Raw genomic sequence first — 18,411 nt, 5'->3', positions numbered from 1 at the left:
GCCGCAGGCGGGCGACTGCGCCGCGTACCCTTCGGTGACCAGGAAGTACACGCAGTTCAACGCGAGGGCCGGTCAGAACGGCAACGAAATGACGCTCTGCCTGCTCATAGATGTCCGGTCGACAGGGGCGGAACGACGCCCGCCGTAGATCTCGGGAATCTCGCGCACGATCACTGCCACTGTCTCCTCAGGAGCCCTGATCAACGCTACTCACGATCTTCAACCCTCCCACAAGACACTGGCCGGTGCGGGATCGGCTCTCCTCGTACCGGCACCACCCCTGAACCTGGCCGCCACGGTCTCCGGCATCGGCATCACCGAGACCACCACGGGCACGGTCACGCCATTGGTTCCATGAATGCGTACAACTCTTCCGCGGAGCCCGAGTAATCAAGACCCGTAGACGTTCGTAAGCGGCAGATAGGAACTGAAGTGGTCGGCCACAATATCCGCCACAGCCTCCGCATCATCGACCCCATCCACTTCCAGAACCCGGATGCCCAAGCGACGAGCGGAACGAACGGCCTCGTCGGCGACGAGCCGGTCTCGGGCGAGTCGGTTGCGCTGTGCTCGATCAGGATCGCTGACTTGGTGATCGACGGCGGCGGCCCGGGGCAGCTCGCGAACCTGACGCCGGCGGAACTCTTCGCTCGGCACCATGACGATCATTCGCCAGGTTGAGTCGATGATGGGAGCGACCAGTTCGGGACGCAGCCCCCAGCCTTCGGCGACGACCGGCCGCCCCGAAACCAGGCCACGCAGGTCGTCCAGAACCCATTCGAACCGCGCGGGAAAGCCTGCCAGGATCTCGTCGGCCATTTTCTGCGGGCTGGTGTTCACCCAGACGGCGTCCGGCTCAGGGTCCGCGATGGGCTCGCCAAGCCGCACGCGACGGGCGATCCGACGGTCATTGTGCGCACGTGCGTCGTGATAGTCGTAGTGATAGGCGGTCAGCCCGTACCGGGTGGCCAGCCGCCTGGCGACGGTGGATTTGCCGGCCCATTGTCCCCCTCCGATCCACAGGGCGTTGTGCAAGGTGCCGAACGGATCCCAGACCTCGCTATTTGCGGCGTTCACGGTTACAGCATGGCGACGGCACCGACCAAAGAAACAGTCTTGTTCTGCCTGCCCGGACGGGTGACGATCGTAGAGAGAAGCCCTTGTCGATGGGCCCGGCGGATCAGTCCGTCATGCGCAGATCGGTCGCGGTCAACAACGACGAAAGCCTGATGCCTTCCGCGGCCAACGCCGCCGCACCTCCCTGCTCGCGGTCGATGACGCACAATGCGTCACTGACCTGGGCCCCGAGGCTCCGCAGCTCAGCAGTGGACAGGACGATCTGGCCACCGCTGGTGACAACATCCTCAACCACCAGAACCCGCCGCCCCACCACATCCGCACCCTCGGCCAGACGACAGGTCCCGTACGCCTTGGCCTGCTTACGGACGAACGCACACGGCAGACCGGTGTGCCGGCCAAGCGCGGTGACCACCGGAATCCCGCCCATCTCAAGCCCGGCCAACACCTCGATGTCCCCCGGGACCACGGGCGCCATCGCCCGAGCGATGTCATCCAGCAGAACGGGATCACCCTCGAACTTGTACTTGTCGAAGTACTCGGTGGCGGTACGTCCTGAGCGGAGCACGAAGTGGCCGGTGAGGTGGGCTGCGGCATGAATCCTGCGAGCCAGGTCAGAGCGCGTCACAGGCACCCAGTCTCCCAGAGGCATGGCGGACGCGCTCAGGGCCGCTCACACAGCCGAGAAGCAAGAACAGCCTCACCTCATGGTGGGCGGGTGCCACGTCCCGAGGTCCCACTCCTCGATCTCGCAGACGCCCTCTGGATACGCCTGCCTCGCAACCTGCCGCATCGATCAAGGCACTTTTGCATTGTTACCCACAGTTATGGGCATATAGCTCTCCGTATCGCTAATAGGCCGTCTTGTCCGAAAGATGCCTATTTGTCGGGGAGTGGAGGCATCGACGATGCGGAACGGCCGAACCATACTCGTCAGCACGTTCACGGCTACGCTGCTGCTGACCGCAGGCTGCACCTCGGGTGGCTCGAACCCACCACCGCCCGCCGGCCCACAGGAGCGGGCCCTCGCAGCCAAGCTGTCGATCATCCCGGCGAACGGCACGAAGAAGGTGCCCCCAGACACCGGAGTCAGCGTCAAGGCCACCGACGGCAAGGTCACCAAGCTGACCGTCGCCGACGCCAAGGGGCATGAGGTCCGCGGAACCCTCGGTGCGGACGGGACGTGGCACCCCACGTGGCCGCTGCGGCCCTCGACCGCGTACACGGTGAGCGCGCAGGCGACCGGCAGGGACGGCAAGCCCGTCACCGCGCGAGCCACGTTCACCACGCTCAAGCCGAAGCGGGTGCTGGAGAGCGGCATGTCCCCGCTGGACGGCGAGAAGGTCGGCGTCGGCATGCCCGTCCAGCTCCTGCTGTCGCGCCCCGTGACCGCCAGGAGCGACCGGGCCGCGGTCGAGAGGTCGCTGGAGGTGCGGATGTCGAAGCCGGTCGAGGGGGCGTGGAGCTGGGTGAGCGACCGCGAGGTCCAGTTCAGGCCGCGCGAGTACTGGCCGGTCGGCGAGAAGGTCACGGTGGTCGCGCACCTGGCCGGGCTGCGGGCGGGCCGGGACCTGTGGGGCACCAGGGACCGCAGCCTGACGTTCACCGTCGGCGACGAGCACATCACCAAGATCCGCAATGGCACCCACCGGGCGGTCGTGCGGGAGAACGGCAAGGTCGTCAAGGCCATCCCGGTCAGCCTGGGCAAGAAGGGCGACGAAAGCTGGTCCGGCGTCATGATCGCCCAGGAGAAGGCCGCGTCGACCCTCATGGACTCGGCCACCATCGGCAGGCCCGGCGAGTACTACGCCCATACCAAGTGGAATGTCAGGATGACCTACAGCGGCATGTTCTTCCATGCCGCGCCCTGGTCGACCGGCGCGCAGGGCAACAGCAACGTCAGCCATGGCTGCGTGAACGCCAGCATGGCCAACGCCCGCTGGTTCTACAACTTCACGCAGCGGGGAGACATCATCGAGGTCACGGGGACGTCGCGGAAGCTCGAGTTCGGCAACGGGCCGACGCCGTGGGCGAAGTCATGGGACGACTGGCTCGCGGGCAGCGCCCTAGGCAAGTCGATCAACGCCTAGGGTTTGATCGGGCAGACCCGGTTCTCGGTAGCCGCCGGTGGTGAGCACTTCCCACATTGGGTGCCACTCTTCCAGAGAGCTCATCTGCCCCGTTCAAGCGCCGTCCGAGGAAAGCGCATTGACGGTGTCCGCCTGTGCGGGCATGATCTCGACTCGGTAGTTCATCCAGAGGATCTGAGGGACCTGGCCCTGTGACGGTCCGGCAACCTCCCCGGCGGGAAACCCGCGGGAAAGGTGCCAATGCCAGGAACGATGAGGGAGAGCTGATGAGCGTGCGGATTGATGTTCCTGTCCTTTCCGGGGATCTGGTGCGATTGGAGCCGCTGGCGATGCGACATGCGCCGGATCTCGCGGAGGCGGCCGAGGAGGATCGGTCGTCCTACGACTTCACGCTGGTGCCTCGCGCTCGCGAGATACCGGACTACCTGTCGGCCCAGCTCGTCCGCGACGGGCTGACCCCATTCGCGCAGGTTCGGCTCACCGACGGCAAGGCGGTGGGCTGCACCGGCCTGTGGGATCCCCGCAGGTGGCCGGACCGGCCGGACCTGCGCGCGATCGAGATCGGCTTCACCTGGCTGGCCGCCTCGGCGCAGGGCACCGGGATCAATGCCGAGGCGAAGCTGTTGCTGCTGTCGTATGCGTTCGACGTGCTCGGCGTCGCCCGCGTCGACCTGAAGACCGACGCCCGCAACCACCGGTGCCGCCAGGCCTTGGAACGCCTCGGCATCCCCTTCGAGGGCGTGCTGCGCGCCTGGTCCATGTCGTGGGCGCACGGCGAGGAGGGCGAGGTCCGCGACTCGGCCATGTTCGCAGTGGTCGCCGAAGACTGGCCTACCGTCAAACCGGTACTGCAAGCCCGTCTCACCGCCGTGAGCTCCCGTTCGCCAGCCTTCTGAGAGCTTCGGCTGGGTGCGGTGAGGCGCCCCTGAGCGTCTGAACACGGCCTGTCGGTAAGTTCGGCGCCCACCAGATCGGCCGCCCGGTGGCGGGACTCGACCCGTGCCTGACCCGTCACGCCGCCTTGTCACGGGGTCCGGAGTGGACCCCGCGACACGAGGTTGACAACCCATCAAGCAGCGTCGAGCGCTGCGGTGATCTTGCGGGTCATCTCGGCCAGAGTGGGGCTGGGCCGGCCCTGGTGGGTACGGGCGGCTGCTGCGAGGGCGACGCTGACGGTGCTGCGGAAGTTGTCGGCCTCGGCCGGGTCCTGCTGCTTGAGCAGGTTCATGGATGCGGTCAGGGCCGGCAGCACCAGGTCGGCGAGGGCAGCGACGGACTTGCCGTACTTCACGCCCTTGGGCGCCTTGGCGAGCACGTGCCCGACCAGGCCGGTCGCGGAGGTCAGGGCGATGGAGCCCTCGGTGGCGACCTTGTGGGCCGAGCCGGCGGCACCAGCGGCGGACATCAGGGAGACGGCGCCCCACGCGGCGGTCCGCAGGGTGAGCTTGTCCTGGTCGGAAAGGGTGATGGACATGGTGGCGTACTCCCTTAGCTCTGTTATGAAATGGGCTTCCACGAGAGGCGGGGGCGAGCTGGGCGTGCCCCGGTTCGCGCTCTGTGCATTCACTGTCGCCGACCGCTCTGATACCGGGCCGTTGGCGTGCTGACACAGCCGCTGACACCGACACAGCATCCGACCCGATCGCCCTCGGGACACTGCCTGCCGCGCTCCTGGCCCTCCTACGGGCGCAAGAAGGCCCAGACCGCGGAACGGCTCAAGGCTGGGAACAGGTGGACCAATCATGATCTGGCCTTCACCACGAAGCTTGGCGACCCGATTGAGCGCACGGAGAACTAGAAGCAGCGGAAGTCCATCCTCAAGCAGGCCGACGTACGGGACCCCAAGCCAACAATGCCCTCCTCATCGAGCACGGCGTTCAGGAAAACCTCGGCCACATCCGTGTGACCACCACCGGGCGCGCCACCCCCACGTAGCAACCCTCCAGATGAAAGACGCCCTCTGGGGTCTCCCCGATCAGTGGCGGTTAAGGTCCTCGATCACCAGCACGACGGCTGTGATGAGAAACCCCAGTCCCACGCCCACCAGCGCGATCACCGCTGTGGTCGCATCGCCCCCTGTTCCAGTGAGAACGACCCAGCCGGCCACAACGAGGAACAACCAGCCGAGAGGGACGAGACTACGAGCACCACTACAGCGCGTTCCGCTGCTGCGCTTCAACGACCATCCTTCGGTTGGGTGAGGCCCTCTCCTCAACTACGGGAGAGGGCCTTCCGCCTGCGGCGGATCGGGGATTTGAACCCTGGATGGGCGGTAAACCCAAACCGCATTAGCAGCGCTGATCTTGCCCGTCCCGATCGATTCAACCTGGACTGACGAACGCGGCCGGTTCGCTTGGAACGGCGTGGGACGGTGCTGGATTGCAACTAGGGAGCGCCCACCACGGGCGGCATTACCTCGATGATGCGGGCTGTTCCGCTGGGCGGTCGCGTCTCGTGCATGGTGATCACGTCACTCGATTTGAGATGTCGCCAGTGTTCAGGGGTCAAAGGAAGGAGTCTCACAGGTGCGCACCTTCCCGGTTCCAGCGGAGTATGACCCTCCACCCAGAGGAAGGCGATACTGATCGAAAGCTCACCCTCAGGCGTGCGCCGTCCGATATCCCACATGGGTCGAAGCCCTTTTCCGGGAAGTATCGGCACCTTGCGGCCTCCCTCCTCGGTGGGCAAGAGGCAGAGCTCAGCCCGGAGAGCACCGTTCCAGGCCTCGCTGCGCCGCCACTCGTACCATGCGACATCCGACTCAAGCCACATCGCTCGGGCGGCATCAGCCAGCAGATCCCAGAACTCGGGCGGCTGGGGGCGTGCGTCGCCGAGCTCCTCAAGCAAAAGAAGGACCATCTCCCATTCGCCGTGTTTCAGGTACTCCAGCGCATTGGAGACGCTGGCACCGGCCTCGGTTCGGATGTGGGGAGCGCAGAACTGAGCGGCCTTCAACAGCGAGGAGTCCAGGTCCACACCCTGATTGTGACAGGCTCTCGAACTCTGAACCTACGGATTAAAAGATCCAGTTCGAGCCGTTCCAGATCGTTCAATGCAGGTCAGAGGCTGTACAGGGTCCGCCTGGAACGCTCTCGGATGGTCTCGTATTACAACCCGAACTGCAACGCGAGAGTGCCTGTCAGTCACTCCTTCATGTGATCACTGCAGTTGCGGTCAAGGTGTCATGACGGAACTGCTTGGCTGCCCTGCTCAATTGCACGACGATTAGTCGCTGACCTGGATGGTTGACGGGGGGCGATGCGACATGTGATTCTCAGCTCAGCGTTCTGGACGCTGGATTCTGTTTTGTGGGTGCGCGGTCGCCGTGCATGATGCGTTGCAGGCTCCAGCGACAGACACCGATTCCGAGAGGTGACTCTGTCGTGTCTTTGCCCTTTGCGGTCCTGATCACAGTTCTCCCGTGGCTGGTGCTCGGCCTTGTCGCACTCATGCGTGCGCGCCGAGAGGACATCCCTACCATCATTCGCGCTCTCGCCCGATGGGGGCGTCGTTAACGGCACGGGGAATGCCGCGGGCCCTATCGGGCTAGTCCTCTCGTCGCCGCCGTTCCACCTGTAGTGAGCGGGTGGGGACCAGAGAGCTCGGTGAGCCGTGCTGAGGAACGAAGCACGGATCGTCGATCACCCCCAGCAATCTACGGTGACCGGCCACGCCGTGTCGATCGTAAGGGCTGTATCTGCTCGGCGGCGTGGCAACCCCTGCGGGAGCGTTCGGTTGGTACGGCGGGGCCGGCGTGCGGCGCCCGGCCCGGCTCGGGATGCGCTGCACTTCTCCAAGCTGGTCGATCGCGCGGCGGCCACCTACCACCAGGTGTGGTGGCCTCCGGCCGATCAGGTCGTCTTCGATGGCGAACACCTGCCTGTCTGGGACGAGCAGGCCGGTTACGTCGATCCCGCCACGGGTGAGGTTCTACCTACTTGGGACGAGGCGCTCGACCAGCTCAACTCCGACGAGACGGCCGAACCCCTGCATGTGATCCGCTTCGGGAGTCAGATGGATGTGCAGGGCGTGTTGGCCGGCACGCCCGATGCCGACCAGTGCATCCGCTACCTGTGCAAATACCTGACCAAGTCACTCGGCGAAAGCCTCGACGGCGACGACCAGTCTTGCCGCGATCACGCCGCCCGCCTGGCCGAGGCGCCGCGCTTCGAACCCTGCTCGCCCGCCTGCGCGAACTGGCTCCGGTACGGCATCCAGCCCAAGGGAGCCAAGTCCGGGATGACTCCAGGCCGCTGCCGGGGCAAGACCCACAAGCCGCACCTGCGGGGCCTGTGCCTGGTGCAGGACGTGAGAGTTGTACACCAGGACCCGCGCGAGGTTGACGCCATCCTGAGCGATCCCCAGCTGCGCGAGGTGATCAAGCCCGATGTTCTGACCGCGGTCATTGCCGGCAGGGTGCTGCACTTCCTCAGCGACGAGGAAGCCGTCAAACTCATCGGTGCGCTGCGGGCGCGGCCGGCCCCGCGAAGCCTCATGGCGTTCAGCGTAGGCACGAGCGAGGGCTTGCCGGCCTGGAAGGTGGACAAGGCCGTCGAGGTCTACACCGACAACGTCGGCCCGATGAGGCTGCGCACCAAGCGGGAGATCATCTGGCTGCTCGACGGCTGCGCGATGCGGCCCCCCGGCCTGGTCAAGACCTACGCCTGGTGCCCCTCCGGCACGGACGACATAACGCTGGCCGCCCGCGACGCCGACACTCCGCAGCTGTACGCGGGCCTGGTCGGCTTCTCATCCCGCTGGCGCTAGGGGGCGGTCATGGACAAGACCGACGCGGCACTGGCAGCCCTTGCGACGCTCCAGCCCGAGCACCTGAGAGCCCGCCAACTCGACGTCCTGAACACCACGTATCCGGGCTGGGACATCTCCTTCGGCCGCGACCTCTCGGGGCGCCTGTGGTGGGTCGCACGCCTGGTACGCCCCCTCACCCCGGCTATGACGACGGCAGGCGTCCTCGCGCAGCTGCAGAGCAGCTCCCCGATCGACCTGGCATCCGCCCCGGCCATGCAGATGTCCTACCCGCACCTGAGCGAGGCCGGCACCCCGGCGGCCCCTCGGACTCTCGACCCCCCGGCCCGCCGTGGTGAAGGCGTGGACCCACGACGGGCCGGGCAAGCCTGCGGCACCATCGAAGGAGGTGAGACCCGAACCCGTCACGAAACCGGCCTCAACCCGCCGAGGTGGACATCGGCTTCCACTCCTTGTTCGTCTCCGAGCCGTACGGCACCGGCATGCGGTCCTGCTCCCACGCAGCCTCGTAGATCGCGCCACCAGTCATGTCTTCGTCCTCTCCCAGGTAGTCGGGGTTCCAGAACCCCGCAATGACTTCGGGCCCGCGGACGCGCCTCTTGACGGCGTCGCCGGTGTTGGCCTCGATGGTCTGCACGCGGACCTGGCGCACTGCATCAGCGCCATCATCAGCGACTCCGGCGAGCACTTCTGCAACGCGTCGTTCAGCAGAAGCGGGAGCGGCTGGCCGCGGGCCCGGACTGGGTCGACACAGGCCTGATTTTCACGGCGGCCGACGGCGGCGCGCTGCGTGAGGAGTACGTGAGCGAGCGCTTCACCGCCATCTGCGCGGCTGAAGGCCTTCCGCCGATCCGGTTCCATGATCTGCGGCACTGCGCCGCGACGATCATGCTGGCGGCCGGCGTCGATATGAAGTACATCTCCGCCACGCTCGGCCACGCTCGCCACAGCTTCACGGCGGACGTGTATACGAGCGTGGTCCCCGATGTCGCCCAGGCGGCCGCGGACGCGACGATCGCGGCGATCCCGCGGGCTGTGGAAAACCGTGATCGTTAGCGCAATGGTCCGGCAATGGTCCGGCATCGGGTCAATCAAGATCAAAGAGCCCTGCCCCGTGATCACGGGGCAGGGCTCTCACCTGCGGAGGATCGGGGATTTGAACCCCGGATGGGCGGTAAACCCAAACCGCATTAGCAGCTCGGATCTTGGCCGTCCAGATCCGTTCAACCTGGACTACTTCACGTTGCCGATCCCTCTGGAACGGCTCTGTACAGCCCTGGATTGCAACTAGAACTGCAACTACACGCTCTGGGTCACTTCATGGACCAACTCTGCGAGGTCCGCGACTGTTACGGGTTGGTCTTTCGCCAAGGCGCCTTGGGATCGGCCAGGGTGTCCAGAACAAGCTGGCACCACGTGAACGCGGCGTTCACCGCTAGGTGCGAGTGACGAGGACCAAGCCCGACCGGAACACTCGCAGGGCCGTGCCCCGTACCGTAGCCGCGGTTACGCAGTTCAGCTACGCCGATGGCGATGGACGATACAGCACCGAGAATCTTCTTGACAGCGTCACTGCCGTCTGGTCCAGGTGTGGCGGAGGAGGGGTGCAAGCAGAGGGCGTGCTGAGCCTCGCGCACCAGGGCTGGAAGATCCGCCTTGTCATCTACGGGCAATCCGCGCTCCTTCAAGACGACCTTCGCCGTGCTCTCGATCAACTCCTTGGCGCTCCCAACAGCCAAAGCTGGATCGTCGATGATCGCCCGCTGTATGCGCCCCAACTGTTGACGGATAGCTGAGGCATCGGACAGGTTCTTCAGGGAATCTAAAGAGAATCGTGGGCCCACGGGTAGGAGGTGCCCGCTCTCCTCGTCGAGGACATAGCCATCGCGCTTCAAAGACTGGAAGAACCCACGGCTGTACTGCGGTTCGAACCCGTGGGCCAACCGCTCGAAGACGCGCAGAGCCCTATCGACGTGGTTGATGTCGCTCCAGTCGACGGCTTCAAGGTACTCCTGCGTGCGAGTTCGCCGAACGCTGCTGTCCTGGTAGGTGCTGGTTGTGCTGGGCGGGAAAAGCTCGTCCTGGAAGGCCGCGTCGATCTCGCCAAGAGTGGCACCGGTCATGAGATCACGAAACAGACCACGCGTGGTTCGGCTGATCAGATCACTCATGTCATGTCACCGCCCTTGTCCGGCTATGCTCCTCCAGCATGCCGGATCGCGCTGACAGCGCGCTGCTGGTTATCAGGAGGGTAAGTTGTAGGGGCTCCACGCGTGCCGCTGACATCCTGCTTGCAAATAGATAAGACGATCTTGAGTGGCCTGCATCAACCCTGCTTAGGGCACCTACCACGTTCCCGTGACTCCCTGCTGGTCCCCCCTGTTTCCTGTTCGGTCGGGCACGCAACGGCACGGGTATCGAGTTAGGGCGGCGATTTGGCCCACTAGGCCGAGTAGTGATTCCGTAGTGCTGGATCTTCACCTAATGAGGCTAGCGAAGAGCAAGAGGCTCGAAGTGAGTACTACCACTCCGAGGAGCAGGCTCAACCTTGTAGTCGCCGACCACGAGGAGAGATTCAGCCGGAACACCGCGAGCAAGGTCTCCAATAACACTTCTGGCACGTTGACGTGCGCTCTTCGACGCTTATCTGGCCGCTGCATCATCTCCGTCCACCTTCGTCAGATGGGTTTGAGGCCTGTGGGGCGTCTAGCGCGATACCAGGTTGTACTGTCGGTACAGTTGATGCTGCTGCCTTCCCAAGCTTTTCCATGATCAATGGTGCGGCGATGCCCACCGTCAAGGCGCCGACTACGCCCGTAACTTGACCTCCAAGCCCGAAGGCAGCGGCAAGGGTTGCCCCGATACCTAGCCTAATAAAGATCGACACGATGTAGGGCGTCACCCCTGGATGATTTTTCTTGCCCCAGGGAAACCCTCCGTGTTTCTTGATCTCGGTGATGAGCTCCAAGCCATCGACCGCCAAGCTCCCAGCTGCTCCCCATAAGGCGAACTCAAAGCCTGTCAGAGTCATCTCGACAGCAGAAATCACGAACCGACCATAGATGGGCTCATGTCTGTACACCAGCAAAACGTACGAACTGAGAGACCTACAGATCCGCATACGTTCTCTAGCCGGTAACCTGATCTTCCCGTCGCCGTCGCCCCATCCGTCAGGGGAAGCGGGCCAGGGGGCAGGGGTGAAGGTGGAGCTCCCCACTGGAAGAACGACCTTCGCCCCTGCCCCCTGGTCTGCTCGGCTTGTCCTGGGGCGATGGCGACGGGAAGATCAGCTCACCTCAGCCACTGACAACCCTGAGACTGTCGCGATCATCCCGGAGCCTGAGGCCCCCGCCGGAGGCATGCCTGAACATCTACCTGTGACAGCGGAACGACGTGGCCGATCCTGTGCGGCGGTTCGTCGCTTGGTCGGCGGGTTCGGGACGTATGGCGAGACGGCCGTACGGCGATGCCCCGCGTGGCGCTCGCGCGAGAACGGCCCCCAGGCCGCACGCGCAGCGCGGGACGCCGGCGCGGGGCGTACGGCGGCGCGACGCGCCGCCGCTTGATCCTTATAAGAACAACTCGGCAGTGTGATTGCCCTGTCCCGCGACCCAAGCATCAATTGAGATCAGGCACAACCCGTTGAGAATAGCCTGGAACGGAGCCAGATCGAGACCTGTGCACGGCCATCGCCCTCCTCCGCTGGTGTGGCGCCCCTATCGTTGCCCGCAGCCGCCTCAACACCTTAAAGGGTCGAAAATTCGCCCCCTTGTACCGCACACTGTTAGACATGAATTCCACGGACGATGGCGAGGCGTTTGATTCCAGCAGCCCAGCAGCCTGGACGGCCTCCGCACCATGGCCGGTAGCCAACGACAGTCTCGCAGCTATGAGCAAAGACGACGAGTGGTGGCTAGTCGCGTGCATGGATTGGCCGCGTGACAGGTGGCTTGGCTATGTCCTCGGATATCGCCATGCAGCCGAGATTCTGGTCACACATGTAGCCACAACAGGCCACCACCAGGACACCCTCGTTTATCCCTTCTTGCTTTGCTGGCGCCACTACGTTGAGTTGCAGCTCAAGGTGCTAATTACTCTCCTGCAGAAGTGGCACAGAGTCCCTGGCAGCCTCCCGAAAACCCACAGGATCGACGCGCTTTGGGGCACCACAAAAGACCTGCTCCTCCGAGACGAGCTAGACAGCGAAGATGCGGAAGCAGTCGAGAACGTGGAAGCGGTGCTTCATCAGCTCCATGTCTTCGACCCCACATCCGAGCATTCCAGATATCCAGTCAAAAAGGACGGGACCGAGACCCTCAGGGCTCTCCCTCGGGTTCACTTGAGGCGCTTCCAGGAGGCGATGGAGCGTATCGCTCACTTCCTCGATGCGTGCGACACTAAGTTGAGGGAGGACATCAGGGTCCGCGCTGAGATGGATGCAGAGTTCTCCACTCTCTACCTCGATTGAGGACGTTGCGGTCAGCAGCGGGACAAGAGACGCTTCAGAGAGCAGTCCGAACCAGTCGGATGCACAGGGCCATCCGAAGATTCCGGTGCAACGCTGAATCAAACTGCAGAACCGCCACACCTGAGGACCAGAGGCCGCATAGCGACGCGGGCGGCCCGTCACAATGGAGAACAGCGCTTGCTAGAAGATTTCCACTAAGCGGAAACCTGAAATCCAATCATATCATCTACCAGGTCCTGCATTAATTCAACAGACGATCGCCCACAAACGCTGAGCGAAATCTCATCGAGCCCGCTCGAGAACAGGATGGCTCTACGTGGATTATAGAGATTTAGGCGTTGCGTAGACGCACCGGACGCATACAGCATTGCGGCATAAGTAAGTAGCTGACGAAGATCATTGCCGCGAAATGCTCGCCCGACGGCCTTTATTTCCGTTATCCCATTCGCATCAACGATATCCGCAGTTGCTGCACTTACTACCCCACAGCCGGGCACGGGATGGAAGTATATGGCCTTTGTGAGGGTTGATGCATAGTGCATGATGTTCTGCTGCACAAGATCAACCTCGAGTTGCTCAGCTTCGGTTAGAACCGCCTCGCCGTACAGTCCCCGCGGCAAAAGCAGTAGGAGGTCACGCGCAGCGTTCTCGGACCCATCGTCGTGGCGAAACAGCGGTGCACCCACGGCGGCCCGGCGAAACGCGGTCTCGGAGACGAGCGCACTGCGGTTCGGTTCATGGCTCACGTTGATAGGTCTACCGAAAGGTGCAACGCGACTATTTATCCATCGAACCAGCTGCTCCATCATAGGTGTCCGCTGGCGCCATATTGATCCTTGCAGCGAGAAACGCCGGACGGAAATCATATCGGAATCGACCATCTAGAATTACTGGAGCGCTTGGCGGCCCAGTTCTGAATTATTGAATCGAGACTCTGGCTTTCGGGCGGATTTGCCTTCCTCCAATGCTTGCCTTCATCACCTAGCGCATAGTTGGCCACTCGGAAAGCGCGGCGAACCCACACATGATCGGTATTGAAAGAAGGCTTGCGACTGCTCAGCCAGTACCTCACGTTCCATTTTGCCATTGCTAGCAGGATGTCGCGCTGGATGTTCGGGGCAGACTGCCCTCCATAGCCATGTGTTGAACCGTACAGACGGATCAGCATGCGCTCGTTCTCTCGCGACTGACCACTCGCGAGGACCCGTATCATATATGCAAGGTTCAGATCGTTCTTGGCTAGATAATGCTCGTCATCGATGAGCTTACGAACGGTCTCTGTAATCCGGCCGGCCGTTTCTGAGTCGTTGAGATCGTCCAGGCAATGGCGGACTGCTAACATAACCTGAGGTGTAATGGGAGCTAGCGTGTCGATATTCTCCAGCAAGGAGATTACTGCCTGAACTCTACTGGTCGCGTCCATGTATTGCAGCGCCGAAACCAGTTTCCTGGTGAGATTGATATGGATGCGTCCCTTTGTGATCTCATCGCGCAGCAAGCCCAGAACATCAAACTCCGCGATCTGAGCCATCATCCTCTCGTAATCTTCGACGGCAGTCAGCGAATACGGGTCGAAATGCAAACGCAAGCCGAGGAACTTTCCCGCGCTGCCGGGCTCCGCATGCTGGTGCGGCTCGGTCACAAGCTGGTACTCAGCTGATGTCATGATCCGAGTCTTGGCTTTTTGTAGGGAAAAGCCCTCGTTCCTCATAAGCTTCTCGGATAGCATTCCGATGCATCGGTGGGCAGACTGAAGATCGTTTACAAAAAATCGATAATCGTCCGCATATCGACAGAACTTGCCCTCAAATCCCTCCGCCATGAGCAGGTGGTCTACGCGATTCAGCACCAGCTCAGCCAGGAGCCTCGCCGCATTACCTCCGACCGGTAGTCCGTATGATGTTCCGCCGCTAAGTCGCCCAAGGAGTTTGATTATTTCCTTAGTCCGAGCGAAACTGGAATAATCAACTTCTTGCAGCGCATTCTCTAGTCTGTGATGATATATACGCGAATAGAAGTCAGCTACGTCCACACAGATGATGAGCGCGTGCTGGTTTGCCAGTTCGAAGCATCTGTCCTGGAAAGCTCGCCAGCCATCTGTATTAAATAAACCTGCATCCGGTCCCGCCTGATAGCGGTACGAGAAGACGGTTTGCTCACTCGGATCGATGCGGGCTGCCTCTATTGCAGGCGCCAGCGAAATGACGAGCGACAAGAGGTAGGCATTCCAGAGCGGATCAATTTGGGTTGCCCACCTATAACCCGTATACCCAACAGACGCTAGGCTTGAATAGCTTGTTAGCGGCAACCGATTGAGAGAGCCATCAATATCTTGGGAAATCGCTTCTAGCAGCCCGACGACTTCGTCTGGCTCGTCATGGAAGACATGGTTTTCGATGGGAAATGGAAAGACATCGGTATCTCCGCGATCCGCAATATTGCTTACTGCGCGCATGAAGCATGATCGTTGGATGACTGTCATCGCTCTCTAGGTCCCAGGTCCAGCTACGGTTGCCGATTCATATATGTATATCTGGACGAGAAAAGCGTTGTCTACACGTTTGCTCGCTGCAAGGTCGTCCGAGCGTTCCTCCGGGATGCGGGTTCCCCAAGCGCGCTGTAGGCGGCCCGCTACTGTCCGAGCGTGTGCCAGCGTTCATCTTGGCTGGCGTCGTGGTCTGTAGGTGCGTGCAAGCGGAGTGCTGGCCACGAGGAGTCGCAGTGCCGCTATCTGGTGGGTCCGGCGTGTGGTCAACCGGTGGGCAGGGGCCGGCATCGAACCTGTAGGGACGCGGCCCATCACAGATGTAGCGTCTCGTCCCGGCTGTCGCTGAGAAGACGTGTACGGGGACGAGGCTGGCAGGTAACTTCGCAATGTGGCTGATGACGCTGAGCTGACCCGCTGGGTCGTGCATGGGGAACGGCTGGTCTACGACAACCGGTGGATTCGGCTGGGTCTGGCCGATGTGGAGATCCCAGGCGGGGAGCGCTTCGAGCACCACGTGGTGCATCTAGATAGGGCCGCGATCGCAGTCGTTCTGGATGAGCAGGATCGTGTGTTGCTGATGTGGCGGCATCGGTTCGTGTTCGATCGATGGGGGTGGGAGCTTCCCGGCGGGCTCGTCGAGGCCGGTGAGGACCCGATGGCGACCGCGGTCCGGGAAGTGGAAGAGGAGACCGGATACCGGCCGCAGAACGTTGAGCCTCTTGTGACCTATCAGCCGATGGCCGGCATGGTGGACTCAGAGCACATCCTGTTCGTCGCGCATGGGGCCGAGTTGGTGGGCTCGCCTGAGGGTGAGGTGGAGGCTGATCGGATCGAGTGGGTTCCGATGGCGGAGATTCCATCGATGATCGCCCGCGGAGACATCTGGACGTCGGGAACGTTGATCGGATTGCTTCAGGCTCAGGTGTGGCTCAACGGCCGAGGGCGCGGTTGACGGCTTTCGACAGCTCGTCGATGCGGCGGCGCTGGCGGCGGCTGCCGGTCATAGTGGCGAGCTGTTGGGCGCGGTGGATGTGGGGTTGAGCGGCTTCAGGGTCGCCAGCGGCCAGGAGGGCGTGGCCGAGGTCGCAGCGGACGCCGGATTCGGCGCGGATGTGGGTGCCGTCCATGCCGGCCAGGGCTGAGCGGAGGTCGTCGGCGGTGTCGGGATCGCCGAAGCGGACGAGGCAGTTGCCGCGCCAACGGGCTACGTGGTGAGCGTTGATGAACAGGTAGGGCATGTCCGGGTCGCTGTCGCCCTCGGGGAGTAGAGCGGCGGCTTGGTCGAGAGCTGCGCGGCAGGTGGTTTCGTCGCCGAGGATGGCGGCGGCGTCTGCCTCGGCGGCTGACAGCCAGGTGCGCAGGCGGCGCGGCACGTGATCGCGGTGTTGGGCGTGGACGTGTTGGAGGAGTGCGGTGGCTTCGGCGGGACGTCCGAGTTCCGTCAGGACGTAGGCCTGTTCGCCGGACACGTAGGCGAGGAGGGAAGGGTCTTCGGCCTCGTAGGCGGCGGCTTTGGCGTGTTCGTAGTGGGTCCAGGCGTCGTTGAGGGCCAGGGTGTTGATGGCCTGCCAGCCAGCCAAGGAGGCGGTTTCGGCGAGTAGGTGGGCGAGTTGGGTGCGGATGCCGTGTCGTATCGCGTGGCGGTGGGCGCGTTCGATCTGGGCTATCTGGGCGCGCATCTTGTCGGCGATGGCAGGGCCGCCGAGCTTGCGGTCCAGATAGCGCAAGTTATTGGTGTCGGTGCGCAGGATCATGACCGTGATCGGGTCGATGGTGGCGGCGAAATCGAGGCGGCCGATCAGTTCGGTGGTCTGTTCCTCGTGTGCGTCGTTGTGGTCGCCGGTGGGTGAGGCGATGTCTTGTGGGGCCAGGCCGAGCAGCATGCGGGCGTGGTCGGGGAGGCCGAAGCCTGTGGCGACGCGTTCGATGACGTGGAGTTCGGCGATTGATCGTTTGCCGTGCAGGATCGCGTTTACGGCGGGTTGTCCGAGTTCGGCGACTGCGCCGATGCGTACCTGGCTGGCGCCGTATTTGACGGCTATGGCGAAAAGTCCGGCGAAGTCGCGTTTTCTGAGTATTTCCCGAGTGTCGTCGGAGTCCCAGACGGATGCGGGTATATCGATCCGGCTGGCCACACCCTTTTGCATTCTGGACCTCCAACTTGTGGGACCCGGGAATCATGCATTGAGGTGTTGGCGAGCCTATATCTCAAAGTGGGATACCAGCGTGGGATAGGTCTCAAACGGTATGGCTCCCATGCTGTCCGGCATGACAACGCCAGTTAGATGCACAGAATGCGAAGGACGCGGCTGGAAGATCGTTAGTCGGCGCGGTCATGTGACTGCCTCCGGGGTTGGCCTGGCGGTATCCGCCCGAGAGGAATGTCTGCACTGCCCCACCCCGGCCGAGACGCCGCACGAGCGGTTCGAGTGGGAAGTTCGTATCGCATCAGCGCAGGGTGAGGCGCTGGGACCGTGTGGTTCCAGCGCTTTCCAGGCCACGGCCATGGACGAGCTGCGCAAGGCGATGAGGGGCATGCCACGGGACGTCTCGATCCGGGGCGCCATCGCGCACATGGTTTACGACTTCGGCGCGGGCGATGACGGCTGGTCCAGGCGCGAGATTTTCCGTGCGTACATCGATCCGGCGGGATCTGTGCGATTCGAGCGGGTAGTCAAATGATCTCCCCGGTAACGATCACGGTTGATCCCTGCTGGTCGGCCGACCTTCTCCGGGAGGCGTTGCGGCGCGACGGAATCAACGCCGATGTCCATGATGGCTATGGGCTGGCGCTGGTTTCGGTCTGGGTGGGCCTCGTCGTCTGGTGCGATGGAGGGCGCTTTTGGTGGCGTACTGGATGGAATGTCGATCGCCGACGCGTCATTTATGCATGGCATCCGGCGAATGATCCATTTCGGGCAGCTCGCCGCATCGCCATGCGGTACGCCGAACTGCGCACGCAACAAGGGGCCGTCGACTTGCGCGCGGCGGGCCGGCACGAGGCGTCCCCAGGAGAGCCACAGTGAGCAGGGCGTGGGCGCGAGTCGGATATCGCGTGACCATCGTGACCATGGAACACAGCCCCAGGTCCACGCGCGCCTACGGTTCCATGCTGCTCGGTCGTGTAGGTGTCGTGGTGGCCGTGCTGCGCGACAGCAAGGTCGCTCTCGTCAAACTCGACGACGGAATTCATGAACTCCCGCGGGGCGTGCATCGCTGGCCTGTCGCTTGGGATGATCTGGTCTTGGATGAACGGGCGAGTGTGCCTGATGTCTCTGCCCAGACGTACGTGGCGGGGTTCTCGAAAGTTGGCCGCGCTCTGGAGCAACATGCGGTGTTGCCTGGGGCGGATGTGGCTGTGTGCTCGTCGCCGGTCAAGCCATTGCCGTTCTGCGGGTGGTCGCTGTCCTTCTCCCCTACCGTTCCTCAGGCATGCCCGAAGTGCGTCACGCTGGTCAATGGTTCCCGGTTGGAAGGGCGTGAAGGGTCAGCTATGCCTGTACCTGGCGGGTCCTGACAGG

The 18,411-nt window shown here is 63.0% G+C and carries 20 protein-coding genes and 1 riboswitch; of the genes, 9 read left to right on the top strand and 11 right to left on the bottom strand.

Annotation, left to right across the window (positions count from 1 at the left end; all coding sequences use genetic code 11):
- Nucleotides 1-390: 390 nt before the first annotated feature.
- Together ACIHFD_RS25505 and pyrE are read right to left on the bottom strand one after the other, a co-directional pair.
- Complete coding sequence (locus ACIHFD_RS25505; RefSeq protein ID WP_397368983.1) at nucleotides 391-1,077, bottom strand: hypothetical protein; 687 nt, start codon at nucleotides 1,075-1,077, stop codon at nucleotides 391-393.
- A 103-nt stretch (nucleotides 1,078-1,180) separates the two neighbouring features.
- On the bottom strand, nucleotides 1,181-1,705 hold the full coding sequence (gene pyrE, locus ACIHFD_RS25500) for an orotate phosphoribosyltransferase (RefSeq protein WP_397368982.1): 525 nt from the start codon (nucleotides 1,703-1,705) through the stop codon (nucleotides 1,181-1,183).
- Nucleotides 1,706-1,985: 280 nt separating this feature from the next.
- On the opposite strand from pyrE, the gene ACIHFD_RS25495 reads away from it, so the two are divergent.
- Nucleotides 1,986-3,167 (top strand): Ig-like domain-containing protein, encoded by a 1,182-nt coding sequence (locus tag ACIHFD_RS25495; RefSeq protein ID WP_397368981.1) that lies wholly within the window; start codon nucleotides 1,986-1,988, stop codon nucleotides 3,165-3,167.
- Nucleotides 3,168-3,325: 158 nt separating this feature from the next.
- Nucleotides 3,326-3,426: riboswitch (SAM riboswitch) on the top strand.
- A 7-nt stretch (nucleotides 3,427-3,433) separates the two neighbouring features.
- Nucleotides 3,434-4,063, top strand: a complete 630-nt coding sequence (locus ACIHFD_RS25490; RefSeq protein ID WP_397368980.1) for a GNAT family N-acetyltransferase — start codon at nucleotides 3,434-3,436, stop codon at nucleotides 4,061-4,063.
- Nucleotides 4,064-4,236: 173 nt separating this feature from the next.
- On the opposite strand, the gene ACIHFD_RS25485 is transcribed toward ACIHFD_RS25490, so the two are convergent.
- From ACIHFD_RS25485 to ACIHFD_RS25475, 3 genes are all read right to left on the bottom strand, one after another.
- Nucleotides 4,237-4,641 carry a hypothetical protein gene (locus ACIHFD_RS25485; RefSeq protein ID WP_397368979.1) on the bottom strand — a complete coding sequence of 135 codons (405 nt, stop codon included), beginning with the start codon at nucleotides 4,639-4,641 and terminating at the stop codon, nucleotides 4,237-4,239.
- A gap of 501 nt (nucleotides 4,642-5,142) precedes the next feature.
- The gene (locus ACIHFD_RS25480; RefSeq protein WP_397368978.1) at nucleotides 5,143-5,346 is read right to left on the bottom strand and encodes a hypothetical protein; all 204 of its coding nucleotides are present in this window, start codon (nucleotides 5,344-5,346) and stop codon (nucleotides 5,143-5,145) included.
- A gap of 206 nt (nucleotides 5,347-5,552) precedes the next feature.
- Complete coding sequence (locus ACIHFD_RS25475) at nucleotides 5,553-6,143, bottom strand: hypothetical protein (protein ID WP_397368977.1); 591 nt, start codon at nucleotides 6,141-6,143, stop codon at nucleotides 5,553-5,555.
- A gap of 759 nt (nucleotides 6,144-6,902) precedes the next feature.
- Here ACIHFD_RS25475 and ACIHFD_RS25470 point away from each other — a divergent pair.
- The gene (locus tag ACIHFD_RS25470; RefSeq protein WP_397368976.1) at nucleotides 6,903-7,934 is read left to right on the top strand and encodes a replication initiator; all 1,032 of its coding nucleotides are present in this window, start codon (nucleotides 6,903-6,905) and stop codon (nucleotides 7,932-7,934) included.
- A gap of 418 nt (nucleotides 7,935-8,352) precedes the next feature.
- Here the strand turns inward: ACIHFD_RS25470 and ACIHFD_RS25465 are convergent, their stop codons facing one another.
- Complete coding sequence (locus ACIHFD_RS25465; RefSeq protein ID WP_397368975.1) at nucleotides 8,353-8,586, bottom strand: hypothetical protein; 234 nt, start codon at nucleotides 8,584-8,586, stop codon at nucleotides 8,353-8,355.
- On the opposite strand from ACIHFD_RS25465, the gene ACIHFD_RS25460 reads away from it, so the two are divergent.
- Entirely contained in the window at nucleotides 8,586-8,990 is a 405-nt protein-coding gene (locus tag ACIHFD_RS25460) for a tyrosine-type recombinase/integrase (protein WP_397369066.1), read from the top strand. The genes ACIHFD_RS25465 and ACIHFD_RS25460 overlap by 1 nt on opposite strands.
- Nucleotides 8,991-9,283: 293 nt before the next feature.
- Here ACIHFD_RS25460 and ACIHFD_RS25455 read toward each other — a convergent pair whose 3' ends face one another.
- Nucleotides 9,284-10,105, bottom strand: a complete 822-nt coding sequence (locus ACIHFD_RS25455) for an abortive infection family protein (protein WP_397368973.1) — start codon at nucleotides 10,103-10,105, stop codon at nucleotides 9,284-9,286.
- A 488-nt stretch (nucleotides 10,106-10,593) separates the two neighbouring features.
- Entirely contained in the window at nucleotides 10,594-10,983 is a 390-nt protein-coding gene (locus ACIHFD_RS25450) for a hypothetical protein (RefSeq protein ID WP_397368972.1), read from the bottom strand.
- 840 nt (nucleotides 10,984-11,823) lie between these two features.
- On the opposite strand from ACIHFD_RS25450, the gene ACIHFD_RS25445 reads away from it, so the two are divergent.
- On the top strand, nucleotides 11,824-12,402 hold the full coding sequence (locus ACIHFD_RS25445) for a hypothetical protein (RefSeq protein WP_397368971.1): 579 nt from the start codon (nucleotides 11,824-11,826) through the stop codon (nucleotides 12,400-12,402).
- 194 nt (nucleotides 12,403-12,596) lie between these two features.
- On the opposite strand, the gene ACIHFD_RS25440 is transcribed toward ACIHFD_RS25445, so the two are convergent.
- A complete protein-coding gene (locus tag ACIHFD_RS25440; protein ID WP_397368970.1) occupies nucleotides 12,597-13,283 on the bottom strand; it encodes a hypothetical protein in 687 nt (228 codons plus the stop codon).
- Nucleotides 13,265-14,857, bottom strand: a complete 1,593-nt coding sequence (locus tag ACIHFD_RS25435) for an RNA-directed DNA polymerase (protein ID WP_397368969.1) — start codon at nucleotides 14,855-14,857, stop codon at nucleotides 13,265-13,267. Before ACIHFD_RS25435 ends, ACIHFD_RS25440 begins: the two co-directional genes overlap by 19 nt.
- Before the next feature lie 421 nt (nucleotides 14,858-15,278).
- Here ACIHFD_RS25435 and ACIHFD_RS25430 point away from each other — a divergent pair, with 421 nt between their 5' ends.
- Entirely contained in the window at nucleotides 15,279-15,842 is a 564-nt protein-coding gene (locus ACIHFD_RS25430) for an NUDIX hydrolase (protein ID WP_397368968.1), read from the top strand.
- Here the strand turns inward: ACIHFD_RS25430 and ACIHFD_RS25425 are convergent.
- Nucleotides 15,820-17,037, bottom strand: a complete 1,218-nt coding sequence (locus tag ACIHFD_RS25425; RefSeq protein ID WP_397368967.1) for an XRE family transcriptional regulator — start codon at nucleotides 17,035-17,037, stop codon at nucleotides 15,820-15,822. The genes ACIHFD_RS25430 and ACIHFD_RS25425 overlap by 23 nt on opposite strands.
- A 358-nt stretch (nucleotides 17,038-17,395) precedes the next feature.
- Between ACIHFD_RS25425 and ACIHFD_RS25420 the strand changes: the two genes are divergently transcribed.
- Genes ACIHFD_RS25420 through ACIHFD_RS25410 form a run of 3 tightly spaced genes read left to right on the top strand, consistent with a single transcriptional unit; the run spans nucleotide 17,396 to nucleotide 18,407 of the window.
- Nucleotides 17,396-17,572 (top strand): hypothetical protein, encoded by a 177-nt coding sequence (locus ACIHFD_RS25420; RefSeq protein WP_397368966.1) that lies wholly within the window; start codon nucleotides 17,396-17,398, stop codon nucleotides 17,570-17,572.
- The gene (locus tag ACIHFD_RS25415) at nucleotides 17,569-17,916 is read left to right on the top strand and encodes a hypothetical protein (RefSeq protein WP_397368965.1); all 348 of its coding nucleotides are present in this window, start codon (nucleotides 17,569-17,571) and stop codon (nucleotides 17,914-17,916) included. Before ACIHFD_RS25420 ends, ACIHFD_RS25415 begins: the two co-directional genes overlap by 4 nt.
- A 29-nt stretch (nucleotides 17,917-17,945) precedes the next feature.
- Nucleotides 17,946-18,407 (top strand): hypothetical protein, encoded by a 462-nt coding sequence (locus ACIHFD_RS25410; RefSeq protein WP_397368964.1) that lies wholly within the window; start codon nucleotides 17,946-17,948, stop codon nucleotides 18,405-18,407.
- The last annotated feature ends 4 nt before the right edge of the window (nucleotides 18,408-18,411 follow it).

Source organism: Nonomuraea sp. NPDC051941 (assembly GCF_044593615.1).
This window is presented reverse-complemented; position numbering and strand designations above follow the sequence as displayed.

Coding starts and splice junctions, on each gene's coding strand:
- ACIHFD_RS25445 (WP_397368971.1), top strand. CDS start 11,824: ATGAGCAAAGACGACGAGTGGTGGCTAGTCGCGTGCATGGATTGGCCG.
- ACIHFD_RS25425 (WP_397368967.1), bottom strand. CDS start 17,037: ATGCAAAAGGGTGTGGCCAGCCGGATCGATATACCCGCATCCGTCTGG.
- ACIHFD_RS25490 (WP_397368980.1), top strand. CDS start 3,434: ATGAGCGTGCGGATTGATGTTCCTGTCCTTTCCGGGGATCTGGTGCGA.
- ACIHFD_RS25435 (WP_397368969.1), bottom strand. CDS start 14,857: ATGCGCGCAGTAAGCAATATTGCGGATCGCGGAGATACCGATGTCTTT.
- ACIHFD_RS25420 (WP_397368966.1), top strand. CDS start 17,396: ATGGACGAGCTGCGCAAGGCGATGAGGGGCATGCCACGGGACGTCTCG.
- ACIHFD_RS25485 (WP_397368979.1), bottom strand. CDS start 4,641: ATGTCCATCACCCTTTCCGACCAGGACAAGCTCACCCTGCGGACCGCC.
- ACIHFD_RS25415 (WP_397368965.1), top strand. CDS start 17,569: ATGATCTCCCCGGTAACGATCACGGTTGATCCCTGCTGGTCGGCCGAC.
- ACIHFD_RS25455 (WP_397368973.1), bottom strand. CDS start 10,105: ATGAGTGATCTGATCAGCCGAACCACGCGTGGTCTGTTTCGTGATCTC.
- ACIHFD_RS25495 (WP_397368981.1), top strand. CDS start 1,986: ATGCGGAACGGCCGAACCATACTCGTCAGCACGTTCACGGCTACGCTG.
- ACIHFD_RS25440 (WP_397368970.1), bottom strand. CDS start 13,283: ATGGTCGATTCCGATATGATTTCCGTCCGGCGTTTCTCGCTGCAAGGA.